At 65.8% G+C, this 14,522-nt stretch carries 9 protein-coding genes; 5 read left to right on the top strand and 4 right to left on the bottom strand.

Annotated features, from left to right (window positions below):
- Positions 1-348 precede the first annotated feature (348 nt).
- The 5 genes from VFW04_06555 to VFW04_06535 all read left to right on the top strand — a co-directional run bounded on the left by VFW04_06555 (position 349) and on the right by VFW04_06535 (position 8,909).
- Complete coding sequence (locus tag VFW04_06555; GenBank protein HEX5178970.1) at positions 349-1,833, top strand: amino acid permease; 1,485 nt, start codon at positions 349-351, stop codon at positions 1,831-1,833.
- A 106-nt stretch (positions 1,834-1,939) separates the two neighbouring features.
- Positions 1,940-4,438: a sodium-translocating pyrophosphatase gene (locus VFW04_06550; protein HEX5178969.1), complete on the top strand. Its 2,499-nt coding sequence runs from the start codon at positions 1,940-1,942 to the stop codon at positions 4,436-4,438.
- 61 nt (positions 4,439-4,499) lie between these two features.
- On the top strand, positions 4,500-6,083 hold the full coding sequence (locus tag VFW04_06545; protein ID HEX5178968.1) for an amino acid permease: 1,584 nt from the start codon (positions 4,500-4,502) through the stop codon (positions 6,081-6,083).
- Positions 6,080-7,378, top strand: coding sequence for a dicarboxylate/amino acid:cation symporter (locus VFW04_06540; protein ID HEX5178967.1), 1,299 nt, complete (start codon positions 6,080-6,082; stop codon positions 7,376-7,378). Before VFW04_06545 ends, VFW04_06540 begins: the two co-directional genes overlap by 4 nt.
- Before the next feature lie 52 nt (positions 7,379-7,430).
- Entirely contained in the window at positions 7,431-8,909 is a 1,479-nt protein-coding gene (locus tag VFW04_06535; protein HEX5178966.1) for an APC family permease, read from the top strand.
- A 23-nt stretch (positions 8,910-8,932) separates the two neighbouring features.
- Here the strand turns inward: VFW04_06535 and VFW04_06530 are convergent, their stop codons facing one another.
- The 4 genes from VFW04_06530 to erpA form a co-directional block, all read right to left on the bottom strand.
- Entirely contained in the window at positions 8,933-11,248 is a 2,316-nt protein-coding gene (locus tag VFW04_06530; protein ID HEX5178965.1) for a TonB-dependent receptor, read from the bottom strand.
- A 225-nt stretch (positions 11,249-11,473) separates the two neighbouring features.
- On the bottom strand, positions 11,474-12,400 hold the full coding sequence (locus tag VFW04_06525) for a BadF/BadG/BcrA/BcrD ATPase family protein (protein HEX5178964.1): 927 nt from the start codon (positions 12,398-12,400) through the stop codon (positions 11,474-11,476).
- On the bottom strand, positions 12,397-13,914 hold the full coding sequence (locus VFW04_06520) for a sodium:solute symporter (GenBank protein HEX5178963.1): 1,518 nt from the start codon (positions 13,912-13,914) through the stop codon (positions 12,397-12,399). Before VFW04_06520 ends, VFW04_06525 begins: the two co-directional genes overlap by 4 nt.
- Positions 13,915-14,080: 166 nt before the next feature.
- Positions 14,081-14,437 (bottom strand): iron-sulfur cluster insertion protein ErpA, encoded by a 357-nt coding sequence (erpA, locus tag VFW04_06515; protein ID HEX5178962.1) that lies wholly within the window; start codon positions 14,435-14,437, stop codon positions 14,081-14,083.
- Positions 14,438-14,522: the final 85 nt, after the last annotated feature.

Raw genomic sequence — 14,522 nt, 5'->3', positions numbered from 1 at the left:
TTGTCCGTGTTGTCCGCCTTCCGGCTCCGTCCGCGTTGTTCGCTTTCCGGCTTTGTCCGTGTTGTCCGCCTTCCGGCTCCGTCCGCGTTGTTCGCTTTCCGGCTTTGTCCGTGTTGTCCGCCTTTAGGTTTTGGCCGCGTTGTCCGCTTTAGAGGTCCGCTCCGGTCCGGCGTTGTCCGTGTTGTCCGCCTTTAGTTTTGTCCGCCTTACCGCTGGCTTGTAAATCTGCCGTTTGTTAGCTTCCTGCGGCTATCACTTTGGGCGCCTATCGCTTCGGTTCGTGGCGCTCATGGGGCGCGTCCGGCTTTGCCTGCCAGCCGGAGTTTGCCATTCCAATTGAGGAGCTGAATGACCACCGTCGTGGCCGATCGACCAGCGACCACCGAGACACCGCACGAGTTCGTCAAAGCGCTCACGCTCATGGACGCCACGATGCTCGTCGCGGGCGCGATGATCGGATCGGGCATTTTCATCGTCTCGGCGGATATCGCGCGGTCGGTCGGATCGCCGTTCTGGCTGTTGGTCGTCTGGATCGTCACGGGCGTCATGACGCTACTGGGCGCGCTGGCGTACGGCGAGCTGGCGGCGATGTTCCCGAAGGCCGGCGGGCAGTATTTGTTTTTGCGCGAGGCGATGGGCCCGCTCATGGGATTTCTCTATGGGTGGACGCTGTTCGTCGTGATTCAGACGGGAACGATCGCGGCGGTGTTGGTCGCGTTCGCGCGGTTCCTGGGCGAACTCGTCCCGTCGATATCGCCTGACCTGTACACGTGGTTTCCGCATCACTCGTTCGCGACGGCGGGCGGACCGATCGACGTCGGGCTCAGCCCGCAGCGTCTGGTCGCGCTGGTCATCGTGTGGTTTCTCACCTGGATCAACCTGCGCGGCGTGCGCGAGGGCAAGTTCATCCAGACGACGTTCACGATCGTGAAGACGGGGGCGCTGGCGCTGCTGGTGATCCTCTGCCTTACGTTAGGCAGGAATGCCACCGCCATGGCCGCCAACTTCAAGGGCGGCCATTTCTTCGGGCACGTCGACCTGGGGTCGGCGTTCGTGCTGGCGTTCGGTGCGGCGCTGGTCGGGTCGCTCTTCTCGAGCGACGCCTGGAACAACGTGACGTTTGCGGCGTCGGAGGTGCACAACCCGAAGCGCAACCTGCCGCTGGCCTTGGCGTTAGGCACCGGCCTCGTGACGCTGCTCTACGTGCTGACGAACGTCGGCTATCTGTTCACGCTGCCCATGGCCGGATCCGCGACCGCGACGACGGTGATGGGACAGGGGATCCAGTTCGCGACACAGGACCGCGTGGGCACGGCCGCCGCCACGGTGTTGTTCGGCGCGAGCGGCGGGACCGTGATGGCGATCGCGATCCTGATCAGTACGTTCGGCTGCAGCAACGGGCTCATTCTCGCCGGGCCGCGCGCGTACTATGCGATGGCGCGCGACGGCGTGTTCTTCAGGAAGGTCGGCGAACTGAATTTGCGGAGCGTGCCGGCGTCCGGTCTCGTGTACCAGGGGCTGTGGACGTCGCTCCTCTGCCTAACGGGCACGTACGGACAGCTGCTCAACTACGTGATCTTCGCCCAGCTCGTGTTCTACGCGCTCACCACGACGGGGCTGTTCATCCTGCGCCGGACGCGTCCCGACGCCGAGCGGCCGTACCGGGCCGTGGGGTATCCGTGGCTGCCGGGGTTGTACATCGTGCTGGCCGCGATCACGGCGATCATCCTGCTTATCGCCGACAAGACGCGCGCGCAGGCGCTGGCGGGTCTGGCGATCGTCATCGTCGGCGTGCCCGTGTTTCTGTTGTGGCGGCGCGCGGAATCGGCCTGAGCCGTTGCCTCGTGTCACCGAAGCATCGATCATTGTCGTGGCGGCTCACCCGGCCCCGCGCCGTTCGTCTCGTTGTATCGCTCGCACACTCTGGAGGCGTTTCCCGATGACCTGGTTGGCACCTGTCGTTCGACGCGCAGCGCGCGTGCTGTGGTATCCCCTGCTCGCGCTGGGCGCCCTGGCGCTTGCCGCACCCACGCTTGCCGCACAGGCAGCGCAGAGCGCCGGCGGCGAAGCGGACCTCCGTATTCCGGACTTGTCGACCGTGTCGTTCTTCGGCATCCCCGGGCACAAGCTGCTCATGGTCGGTCTCGTCTTCTGTGCGTTAGGCATGCTGTTCGGCCTCGTGATCTACAGCAAACTCAAGGGCCTCCCGGTCCACACGTCGATGCGCGAGGTCTCGGAGCTCATCTACGAGACCTGCAAGACATACCTGATCCAGCAGGGCAAGTTCCTGCTGCTGCTCGAGGTGTTCATCGGGATCGTCATCCTGCTCTACTTCGGCGTGCTGCAGCATTACGGCGCGGCGAAAGTGATCATCATCCTGCTGTTCAGCGTGTTGGGCATCGCCGGCAGCTACGGCGTCGCCTGGTTCGGCATTCGCGTGAATACGTTCGCGAACTCGCGCACGGCGTTCGCCAGCCTGCGCGGCAAGCCCTATCCGTGCTTCGCGATACCGTTGAGCGCGGGCATGAGCATCGGCATGCTGCTCATCAGCGTCGAGCTGGTGATGATGCTCTGCATTCTTCTCTTCATTCCGGGCGACTACGCCGGACCGTGCTTCATCGGATTCGCGATCGGCGAGTCGTTGGGCGCGGCCGCCCTGCGCATCGCGGGCGGCATCTTCACCAAGATCGCCGACATCGGGTCCGACTTGATGAAGATCGTGTTCAACATCAAGGAAGATGACGCGCGCAACCCCGGCGTGATCGCGGACTGCACCGGCGACAACGCCGGCGACTCCGTTGGGCCGAGCGCCGACGGCTTCGAGACGTACGGTGTGACGGGCGTCGCGCTGATCACGTTCATCGTGCTCGCGGTGAAAGAGCCGACGGTGCAGGTCCAGCTCCTGGTGTGGATCTTCGTGATGCGCGTCGTGATGATCGTCGCCAGCGGCGCGTCGTATCTCATCAATGGCTGGGTGGCGAAGGCGCGGTACGCGGCGGCCGACAACATGAACTTCGAGGCGCCGCTGACGTCGCTGGTGTGGTTGACGTCCATCGTCTCGATCGTGCTCACCTACGTGGTGTCGTATCTGCTGCTGCCGCGGTTGGGCGACGGCACGATGTGGTGGAAGATTTCGACGGTGATGACGTGCGGCACGCTGGCCGGCGCGTTGATCCCCGAGCTGGTGAAGGTGTTCACGTCGGTCGAGTCGATCCACACGCGCGAGATCGTGAGCTCCTCCAGGGAAGGCGGGGCGTCGCTCAACATTCTGTCCGGCCTGGTGGCGGGGAACTTCAGCGCCTACTGGTTGGGCATCGTGATCATGGGCCTCATGGCGATCGGCGCCTGGGTGGCGAGCTTCGGCATGGACGCGCTCATGGTGGCGCCGGCGGTGTTCGCGTTCGGCCTGGTCGCGTTTGGATTCCTCGGCATGGGTCCGGTGACGATCGCGGTCGACTCGTATGGTCCGGTGACCGACAACGCGCAGTCGATCTTCGAGTTGTCGCTGATCGAGCAGGAGCCGAACATCGCGGCCGAGCTGCAGCGCGAGTTTGGATTCACACCGCAGTTCGAGCGCTCGAAGGATCTGCTCGAGGAGAACGATGGCGCGGGCAACACGTTCAAGGCGACGGCCAAGCCGGTGCTCATCGGCACGGCGGTGGTCGGCGCGACCACGATGATTTTCTCGATCATCGTGGCGCTCACCAACGGCCTGACGGAAAATCTGGACAAGCTGTCGATGCTCCACCCGCCGTTTCTGCTCGGCCTGTTGACGGGCGGCGCGCTGATCTACTGGTTCACCGGCGCGTCCACACAGGCGGTGACCACCGGGGCGTACCGCGCGGTGGAGTTCATCAAGCGCAACATCCGGCTGGAGGGTGTGACCAAGGCGTCGGTGACGGACAGCAAGAAGGTGGTGGAGATCTGCACCGTGTACGCCCAACGGGGCATGCTCAACATCTTCCTCACCGTATTCTTCGCGGCGCTCGCGTTCGCGTTCGTGGAGCCGTATTTCTTCATCGGCTACCTGATCTCGATCGCCTTGTTCGGGTTGTATCAGGCGATCTTCATGGCGAACGCCGGCGGCGCCTGGGACAACGCGAAGAAAATCGTCGAGGTGGAGCTCAAGCTGAAGGGCACGGAGTTGCACGCGGCGACGGTGGTGGGCGACACGGTGGGCGATCCGTTCAAGGACACGTCGTCGGTTGCGCTCAACCCGGTGATCAAATTCACGACCTTGTTCGGGCTCCTGGCGGTGGAGTTGGCGGTGTCGTTGCGTGCGAGCCAGGGACCGGGATTGGTGCACGTGATTGCGGCCATCTTCTTCCTGATCTCGGTGTACTTCGTGTGGCGGTCGTTCTACGGGATGCGCATTCAGCGTGAGGAGCCCGCGGCCGCAGAAGTAGGCGGTGTGGCGGTGGGCGCGGTCAGCCGCTGACCGCGCCGCCGGACGGGAGGCGCGTGGCGCTGCGCGGCGACGAATCGCGGGGGGCGGTCTAGTGGCGTCGTCCCTCTTCCTGCGGAAGTCGCTCGCCGAGTGCGAGGCGGACGCCGAGCGGCGCGGCGGGCTCAAGCGATCGCTCAACAAGTGGCACCTCACGGCGTTAGGCGTGGGGGCCACGATCGGCGCCGGGATTTTCGCCACGACCGGCACCGCCATCGTCGGCGACCCGTCCCGTCCCGGGGCGGGTCCGGCGATCGTATTTTCGTTCCTGCTCACCGCGGTCGCGTGCGGATTCGCGGCGCTGTGCTACGCCGAGTTCGCGGCGATGGTGCCGATTTCGGGATCGGCGTACACGTACGCGTACGCTTCGATCGGCGAGTTCGTCGCCTGGATCATCGGCTGGGACCTCATCATCGAGTACGCGGTCGGCAACATCGGCGTCGCGATCGGGTGGGCGGGATATTTTCGCGAGCTGATCAACCACTTCGGCCTGGATCTGCCGGCGTGGCTGGCCACGGACTACCGGACGGCGCACGACGCGTTCCGGATGCTGTCGTCGATGCCTAACGACCCGGTGACGCGGTACATGGCCTCGGCGTGGACGAATGCGCCGCACCTGTTCGGGCTGCCGTTCATCGTCAATCTGCCCGCGGTCGCGGTCGTTGCGGTGATCACGGTGATTCTCGTGATCGGCATCAAGGAGTCGGCCGACACGAACAACGCGATGGTGCTGCTCAAGATCGGCATCATCCTCTTCTTCATCGCGGTCGGCCTTTTCCTGATCAAGCCGCACAACTGGACGGACAAGGCGAGCGGCGGCTTCGCGCCCAACGGATTCGCCGGCATCAGCGCGGCGGCGGCGATCATTTTCTTCAGCTACATCGGGTTCGACGCGGTCTCGACCGCGGCCGAGGAGGCGAAGAATCCCGCCAAGGACATGCCGTTCGGGATCGTGATGAGCCTCGTCGTGTGTACGGTGCTCTACATTGCGATTTCGATCGTGATGACGGGCGTGGCGCCCTGGAAGCTGTTAGGCACGCCCGAGCCGATGATCACCGCGCTGCAGTACGCGTCCGGGCCGCGGGGCTTGCTCAACGCGTCGCGCTTCATCATCGCGTTGGGCGCGGTGATCGCCATGGGCAGCGTGCTGCTGGTGTTCCAGCTCGGCCAGCCGCGCATTTTCTTCTCGATGGCGCGGGACGGCCTGCTGCCGCCGGTCATGGCGAAGGTGCATCCCAAATACAAGACGCCGTACGTCGGCACGATCCTGACCGGCGTGTTCGTGGCGACGTTCTCGGCGTTCGCGAACATTTCCGAGGTGGTCGATCTGACGAATATCGGAACGCTGTTCGCGTTCGTGCTCGTGTCGGCCGGCGTGGTTCTGCTGCGGCGTCTCGAGCCCGAGCGGCCGCGGCCGTTCCGCGTTCCCTGGGTGCCGATCACGCCTTTCATCTCGATCGCCGCGTGTGCGTACCTCATGTTCCAGCTGCCGGCCATTACGTGGGCGCGGTTCGTGGCGTGGCTGATCCTCGGCCTCGTGTTCTACTTCTTCTATGGGTATCGCCACTCGGCGCTGCGCCGCAGATCGTTAGGCATGGCGGCGGCGCCGGCCGGCGAGTCCACGACCACGGGCGCGTGACCGCACCGGGCACGATCTGGCGCCGATTGCGCCGCGTCTCGCTGACGCAATGGATCGTGTTCTCGATGGTCGCGGGCACGCTGCTCGGCTGGTTCACGCCCGGGTTTGCCGTCCACCTGCAGATTCTGTCGACCATTTTCCTGCGGATGATCAAGGCGCTCATCGCGCCCTTGATCTTCGGCATGCTGGTGGTCGGCATCGCAGGGCACGGCGACGATCTCAAGCGCGTCGGCCGCTTGGCGCTACGGTCGATCGTGTACTTCGAAGTCGTGACGACGCTGGCGCTCGTCGTCGGCCTCGTGTGCGTGAACGTGATCCGGCCAGGAGAGGGCGTGCCGATCGCCGGGGCGTCGGCGTCGCAGGGTGCTGCGCTCGCGGCCACGCACGTGAGCGCGGACACGGTGCTCGTGCACGTGGTGCCGCAGAGCATCGCCGAGTCGGCTGCCAGGAACGAAGTGCTGCAGATCGTGTTCTTTGCGGTGTTGTTCGGCGTGGCCGTCACCAAGGTGCGCTCGGGCCCCAAGCAGACGATGCTGGCGTTCTGCGAAAGCCTGTCCGAAGTGATGTTCAAATTCACCGGGCTGGTGATGGCGTTCGCGCCGTTCGGCATCGGCGGCGCCATCGCGTACACGGTGGGCAAGAATGGGTTAGGCGTGCTGCGCGGCCTCGGGCTGCTGGTCGGGACGCTGTACATCGCGCTGATCGTGTTCGCGGCCGGCGTCTTGTGGCCGGTAGCTGCGCTGGCGCGGGTGCCGATCAGGCGGTTCATCCGGGCAATCAAGGAGCCGTGGCTCATCGCGTTCTCGACGGCGTCGTCAGAGGCGGCGCTTCCGTTAGCCATGGAAGAGATGGAACGGTTCGGCGTGCCGCGGCGCATCGTCGCCTTCGTGATGCCGACGGGCTACTCGTTCAATCTCGATGGAAGCACGTTGTATCTCGCGGTGGCGTCGGTGTTCGTCGCCCAGGCCGCCGGCGTGCACATGGGCCTGGGCGGTCAGCTGCTCATGATGCTGACGCTGATGCTGACGAGCAAAGGCGTGGCCGGTGTGCCGCGGGCGGGGCTCGTGATTCTGTCCGGGGCGCTCACGCAATTCGGATTGCCGTTGCAAGGCGTCGCAGTGATCGTGGGCGTGGACGCGCTGATGGACATGGCGCGCACATCGATCAACGTGGTGGGGAACTGTCTCGCGTCCGCGGTGATGGCCAAATGGGAAGGCGAGGGAGAGCTTGGGGTACGCCGCGCGGGCGTGGCGAACCAGGGCGCGGGATCCGGGCTGGCCGGCGGCGAGGCATGAGGTGCCGCGGCACCCGGCGCGCCGGCGCCGCTCTCGTTAGGCAGCGCGATCGATGACGGCCGCAGCGCCTGTCGACACCCAGGCGGCGCACGCGCGGCCGCCGCGCGTGCTCGGCCTGCGCGACGTCGTGCTGTTCAACATGGTGGCCGTGATCGGCCTGCGGTGGCTCGCCACCGCGGCGAAGGCCGGACCGGGAACGCTCGCGCTCTGGATCCTCGCCGCCGCACTGTTCTTCATTCCGCAGGGACTCGCCGTGCTCGCCCTGTCGGCCCGATTCCCGAGCGAGGGCGGCATCTATACCTGGACGCGCGAGACGTTAGGCGAAGGTCATGGCTTTCTCTGCGGGTGGTGCTACTGGATCAACAACGTCCTGTACTATCCGAATCTCCTCATCTCGACGGCGGTGATCGCGACGTGGGTCATCGGCAAAGGTGAGAGCGGGCTGGCGGACAATCGTGCGTACGTCCTGACGGCGACGCTGCTCGCGCTGTGGGTGGCGGTCGGCGTGAACGTGATCGGCACGGGCCGCGGCAAATGGCTGCAGAATTTCGGTGCGCTGGGCACGTACATTCCGGCGACGATCCTCGTCATCGTCGGCGTGGCGGCGGCGATCACGAGCCCTCCGGCGAATCCCATCACGCGAGCGTCGCTGACGCCGCATCTCGACAATCTCGCGTCGCTGAATTTGTGGGCGTCGATCGCATTTGCGTTCACCGGGTTGGAGCTGTCGTCGGCCATGGGCGACGAGGTGCACGATCCGGCGCGCACGATGCCGCGCGCGGTTCTCATATCGGCGCCCCTCATTGCTGCCGCGTACGTGCTCGGCTCCGCGGCAATGCTGTGGCTGGTGCCCAGCGATCAGGTGAATCTGACGGCGGGCTTCATCCAGGGGATCGCGATCGGCGCCGGCCGCATCGGAACCGGGCTCGCGTGGGTCAGCGTGCTGTGCGCGGCGCTCTACACGATCGGGAACATTGGCGGCGTGGGCGCCTGGCTCGCCGGTCCTGCGCGCGTGGCGTTCGTGATCGGGCTCGACCGCTATTTCCCGCCGGCGTTCGGCAAACTGCATCCCAAGTACGGGACGCCCTACGTCGCGATGGTGGTGGCGGCCGTGCTGGCGAGCATTCTGTTAGGCGTCTCGCTTCTGGGCAAAGGCACGACGGTCGAGCGCGCCTACCTGATCCTGCTCGACACGCAGATTCTCCTCTACTTCATCCCTTACCTCTACCTGTTCGTGAGCTTCCTGATGCAGTTCGCCGGTGGGCGGCCGGCGACGGCGCCGACGGCGGACGGCAGGAAGCGCGTGGGCAGCCGCGTTCCGGGCGGGCGGCCGACTGCCCTCGTCTGCGGCGTGAGCGGATTGCTCATGACGGCATTCGCGATGGTCCTCGCCGGGATTCCGCCCGAGGGCGGCGTGCAGGCCGTATTGTTCCTCGCCAAGGTGTTAGGCGGCGCCGGCGTGTTCGTGCTGATCGGCGGGCTGCTGTACTGGCGCGGGCGGCGGGCCGCACGCGGCGTGAGGTTGCGTTAGGCGACGACCCGTCGCCCGACGCATCAGAACTTCGCGCCCACCGACAGCACGATGCGCCGCGGCAATCCCGGCGTGAAGAAGTTGGCCAGCGCACCCTCATCGCTGCCGGCGTTGGGCGCCGCCTGTCCGGGCGGCGGGCCGAGGCTGTTTTCGGCGATGGCGCCGAACGTCTGGTATCGGCGATCGAAGAGATTGTCGATCTCGAGTTGGATGGTGTAGCGCTGGTATTGCCCGTTCAAATTGAACCCGGATACGGCGTACCCCGGTACCGGTGCGTGCCGGTTGGCCTCGTCGCCGCGCAAGAACTGGCTCGAATACGCGCGAAGGTCGAGCTGCGCGTCGAAGGCGAGGGCACCAATCGTTCGCGTCATGCCGACGCCCACTCGACCGCGGTGCCTGGGCGACGATGGAATCTGGTCGCCCGGGCGTGCGGGGACGGGATTCGTGTCGGCGGTGGCAATCTGCACAGTGCTCTGATATGTCGATGCGACGTAGCTGTACGATCCAAACAGGCGTCCGCCGGCGGGCAGCGCGGTTTGCGCCGAGATCTCGACGCCGGCGCGGCGCGACTTCGGGATGTTCACGAAGTAGACCTGCGTCAGGTTCGGCGCCGCGAAGACGATATCGTTGTCGACCACGGTCCAGAAGCCATCGACGTCGAACGACGTATGGTTGGGCAAGTCCAGGTCGAATCCGGCCTCGTAGTCGTGCGTGGTCACGGGCGCGAGCGCCGGGTCGGCGCCTAACGCAGACGGGAGCGAGCATGGCGCGACCGGACTGGCGCAGGCCAGCTCGAGCGGGGCCGGCGCGCGGAAGGCGCTCTTGTAGGCCACGAATCCGCGCAACGCGGCCGAGGCCTTCCAGGTAAGTCCCAGGAACGGCGACAGGCGGTCGTACGTGTTGGTGCCATCGTTCGCCGCCTTGAGCTCGTCTCGAAATGGAATGCGCACATAGTCCAGCCGCAGCGCGGCCGTTGCCGACAGCCGCGGCGTGATGTCGAGGACCGCCTGGCTGTACGCGGCGGCGTCATCTTCGTGGACTACCGCGAGTGTTGCGACGGAATCGGGCTCGCCACCGCCCGTGTTGGTCAACCGGAATCGCACGTTCTGGCGTGCGTACTCGGCGCCAACGGTGAGCGCAATCGGCAGCGCGCCGAGCAGGAAAGGACGCGTCCATTCTCCCGTTGCGCCGAGCGACTTGTTGTCGATGAACGCATCGGTGCTCGGCGGCGGTACGTTCACGTTGAATTGCTCGATGTCGTTGCGGCGAAAGTAGAGGGTGCCTCGCAGCGTGCCGCCCCACGCGCCGCGGAATCCGCGGAGCGCGACGTGAATCAGGTCCGGATTGAAGAAATCGCCGGGGGTGTAGTTGAGCCGCGGATTCACGGCGATCCAGCTGTCGGGAAGGGAGCCAGCCTCTCTGATCCGATCGTGCGCATAGAGCAGGCTGAGTGCGATGTCGCTGGTGTCCGCGCCGCCGGCCGTCGAGCGGCGCCCGATGGTCACGAAAAGCTGTCGTGTTCGAGCGGCCGTCGCCTGGCGCCAGCCATCCTCGTTGGAGGCGGATCCCATTGCGAATGCATCGATACCGTTGATCATGCCGCCTGCCGTAATCGTGCCCACTCGTTCTCCGAACGAGCCTGTGCTGAGCTGGATGCCGGCCGACGGTGTCGGCGTGCCGCGCTGCGTGAAGAACAGCAGGGCGCCGCCTAACGAATTGCGCCCGAACAGCGCTTGCGATCCGCGCACGAGCTCCGAGTGGTCGATGGCCCCCATCGGGAGTAGATCGAAGTTGACCTCCTGCGCATCCGGTTCGTTGACGCGCACGCCATCGAGAAACACGCTCACGCCCTGCGGCGTGCCGACGATCGGCGAGATCTGAAACCCGCGCACTTCCAGCTCCGGCTGGAGTCTCGTTCCCTGATCGTCGTACAGCGTGACTCCAGGGAGCTGCTGCAGCGATCGAAACGCGGCATCAGGGCCCTGGGAGACGTGCTGCAGGTCCATCGATTCGACCTGCGATGGAATCCGCTCGTCGACATCGGTAAGTCGGGTGCCGGTGACGACGACGGTTGCCAGGCGCTTCGCCGTGCTATCGACTCTGACGGTGTCGCGCGCGGCGCGCGTCGTGTCGCGCGGTGCGCTCACGGGTTGCTGGGCGGCCACGGCTGTATGCCTAACGCAAAGCGCGGCGACGACACACAGCAGGACGCGCGTCACGACCCCCGCCACGCGGTTGGCGATGCCGCCTGCAGGTCCGCCCATACGTTCGGCGTGCATCCCGGCGCGGCGGCCAGTGCGACGCCCAGCGTTGCGCGGGTTGGCATCCAGCAGGCGCACGAATGCTTCCTGCGCAGCGTCTTCGGCGACGCCGCGATTTGCCGTGCGACGGCCGAGTGCGCGCCGGAGGCGCGGGTACCACGTATCGAACAATCTGTCGACGGTGTTCAGACGGGCGGCCTGTGTCGAGAGTGATGCAGCGACGTCCCTGATGCCGTATGCTCCAACAGGGGAGTGACGTTTGGAAGGGGGAAATCAGGACACGCGGCCGACTGCCGCGCGCGGTCAGGCGGTGGCGAGCGCCCGCAAGGCGGCACGCACGGCACCGCGCTCGGGTTTCACCTCATCGGCGCGGATCGAGGCGCCCGGTACCGCCGACTTGAGCCGATGCTCAACGCGCTTGCGCAGGAGCGCCCCGGGGGCGAGCAATCCGCCGCCTAACGCAACCGGCACGGCGGCGCGCTCGTCGGTGAACAGCACGCGCGACAGCGTGCGCACGTGCAGGGCGAGCTCCTCGCAGGCCAGCGCGAGCAGCGCGTTGGCGCGTCGGTCGCCCTGATCCGCCACGGCGACCACCACCGGCGCGAGCGCCGCTAGTTGTCCCGGTGAGGCGGATGCTGCCCACGCGATGAGGTCGGACGGGTCGTCGGTCTGCGCCGCGGTGAGCACTGCGCCGACGAGCGCGGTGTCTGGTTCGCGCCCATCGATGGCCGCGGTCACCACCGATAGTGCGCGACGACCGAGCCACGCGCCGCTGCCCTCGTCGCCGCAGACCGGACCCCAGCCTCCGCATCGCGACTCGTTGCCGGCCGGCCCTTTGCCGAACGCAATCGAGCCGGTCCCTGCCACGAGGAGAATACCCGGGCCGTCGCCGAACGCATCCTCGAGCGCCACGGCCGCATCGGGCTGCACGATCACCTCTTCGGCCAATGCGTGCGCCTCGAGCGCGCGGGCGAGCGCGTCGCGTGGGGCCGTGCGTCCCGCGCCCGCGACGCCGGCGCACAACACGCGGACGTTAGGCGCCTCGACCTCCACGAGCGCGAGGGCGTTCTGTGCCGTTTCGGCGATGATGGCGGCCGAACGCTCCTCCTGTCCCGGACGAATGGCACTCGCCGGGCCATCGGCCGTGCCTAACACTGTGCCCTCGTTGTCCGCCACGAGCGCGCGGGTCTTGGAGCCGCCGCCATCAACGCCGATTACGAGGGTCGTCATACGCGCCCAGAAGTGCCCGCGGGTGCGGGATGTGAGTACGAAGAGAGAATGCCGGCGGCCAGCGTGATCACGGTCCCGATGAACACGTACCAGGGCCACGCGATGCGCGCCAGCGGGCCGAGCGACTGCGCCACCGAAGGTATCGCATCGCCGATCTGCTTGGCGAACACCACGAACGCCATCGCGAAGATGCCCACCGACATCCCGATGATCGCGTCACGCTGCTCGGCGCGAGCCCAGAAGATACCGAGAAAAAACCCGCCGAGTAGTCCCCCGTACGTGAACGAGGCAATGCTCAGCGCGACGACCACGACCGGTGTGCCTTGCTCGCGAAACAGCAGCGCACCGACCGTGAGCACGACGCCCCACGCCAACGCGAAATATTTGCCGACGCGCAGCGTGCGCGCATCGTCGCTCGCGCGCTTGGTGAGCGGCAGATAAATGTCGTGGGTGGTCGATGCGGCAAGCGAATTGATCGCCGCCGAGTGCGTGCTCATGGTCGCCGCAATCACGGCGGCGAGAACGAGGCCCAACAAGCCCCGCGGCATGTACTGCACGATGAATGTCGGAAAAACTGCATCGGGCGTCGAGAACGTGCGTCCGCCATAGAGCTTCCACAGGCCGACGCCGATCACGAGGAACAATGCGAACTGGAAAAACACGGCGACGCCGCTGCCGATGATCGCCCGTTGGGCGTCGCGCAGGCTGCGCGCCGAGAGCAGCCGCTGCACGATCAATTGATCGGCGCCGTGCGAGGCCATGGAGAGAAACGCGCCGCCCACCAACCCGGCGAGCAGCGTGTTCGCGCGATCGATGCCGGTGTACGTGTCGATCAACTTCAGTTTGCCGGCCGCGCGCGCCGATCCGAGGATGTCGTGCCAACCGCCGGGGACCACGTGTCCGAGGAGTACGATTGCCGCAATGCCGCCGCCAACGTACACCGCCGCTTGCAGGAGCTCCGTCCACACCACGGCCTTCATGCCGCCGCGATACGTGTAAATGATGGTGAGCAATCCGAGCAGGAGCACCGCCGCCGGCATCGCTTGGCGCCGCGGCATCACCGAGCCGACGATGATCGCGATCGGGATCGCCGTGGCGAAAATGCGCACCGAGTCCGCGAGCGCGCGCGTGGCCATGAACACGATCGACGCGAAGCGGCGTGCGCCTAACCCAAACCGCTGCTCCAACAACCCGTACGCGGTGACGAGCTCGCCGTCGTAGTATCGCGGCAGCAGCGTGAACGCGATGACGATGCGGCCGAGAATGTAGCCGGCGACGATCTGCAGGAATCCGAAGTCGCCCAGATAGGAGAACGTCGGCGCGCCAATGAAGGTCAGCGCGCTCGTCTCGGTGGCAACGACCGAAAAGAGGACGACCCACCAGGCGATCGATCGATCGGCGACGAAGTAGTCTCTCGAATCGCGCTGTCGACGGCCCACCCAGATGCCGAGCGCCGTCGTTCCAGCGAGATAGGCAAGGAGAACGACGGCGTCGAGGGAGGAAAATCTGGTCAACGGGATCCGGTGGCGCGCGAATTAGGGATGGGAAATAGGAAATAGGGACGGAAGAACATCAACGTCTGCGAAGAGAGAGTTCAAGACCGTGGAACTCTCGCTTGCCGATCATTGATCGTTTTTCCGCCCCTATTACCGGTCCCAGTCCCGATGTCGCAGTGCCGGACTATGCGGTGAACGAACTCCCGCAGCCGCACCCGCCGGTGGCATTCGGATTCTTGAAGGTAAATCCCGAGCCCTGCATGGACGACACGTAATCGATCGTGATGCCGTTCAAGTACTGCGCCGAGAACGGGTCGACAAAGACCTTGAACCCATCTTGCTCGACAACGAGATCGTCTTCCGCGGACTGCTCTTCGATGAGCAGGCCATAGCGGAAGCCGCTGCAGCCGCCGGGCTGAACGCTCACCCGGAGCCCGCCCTGCTCGCTGGACACGCCTTCCTGCTCCATGAAGCGCTTGACCTCGACGGTCGCGCCCGGAGTGACGGTGATCGTGACTGCGGGTTGCTGAGTGGTGCTCATCGATACCTCTGTGAAAGTGCGGGAGAATCCCGCTGTCCTCGAAAACTATCTCCCTGTATACGACGATTCAATGGCGCAAGCACAA

It is taken from the genome of Gemmatimonadaceae bacterium, assembly GCA_036273715.1.
Classification (GTDB): domain Bacteria; phylum Gemmatimonadota; class Gemmatimonadetes; order Gemmatimonadales; family Gemmatimonadaceae; genus JADGGM01.
The sequence above is the reverse complement of the archived record's forward strand: the minus strand, read 5'-3'. Positions and strand labels throughout refer to the sequence as shown.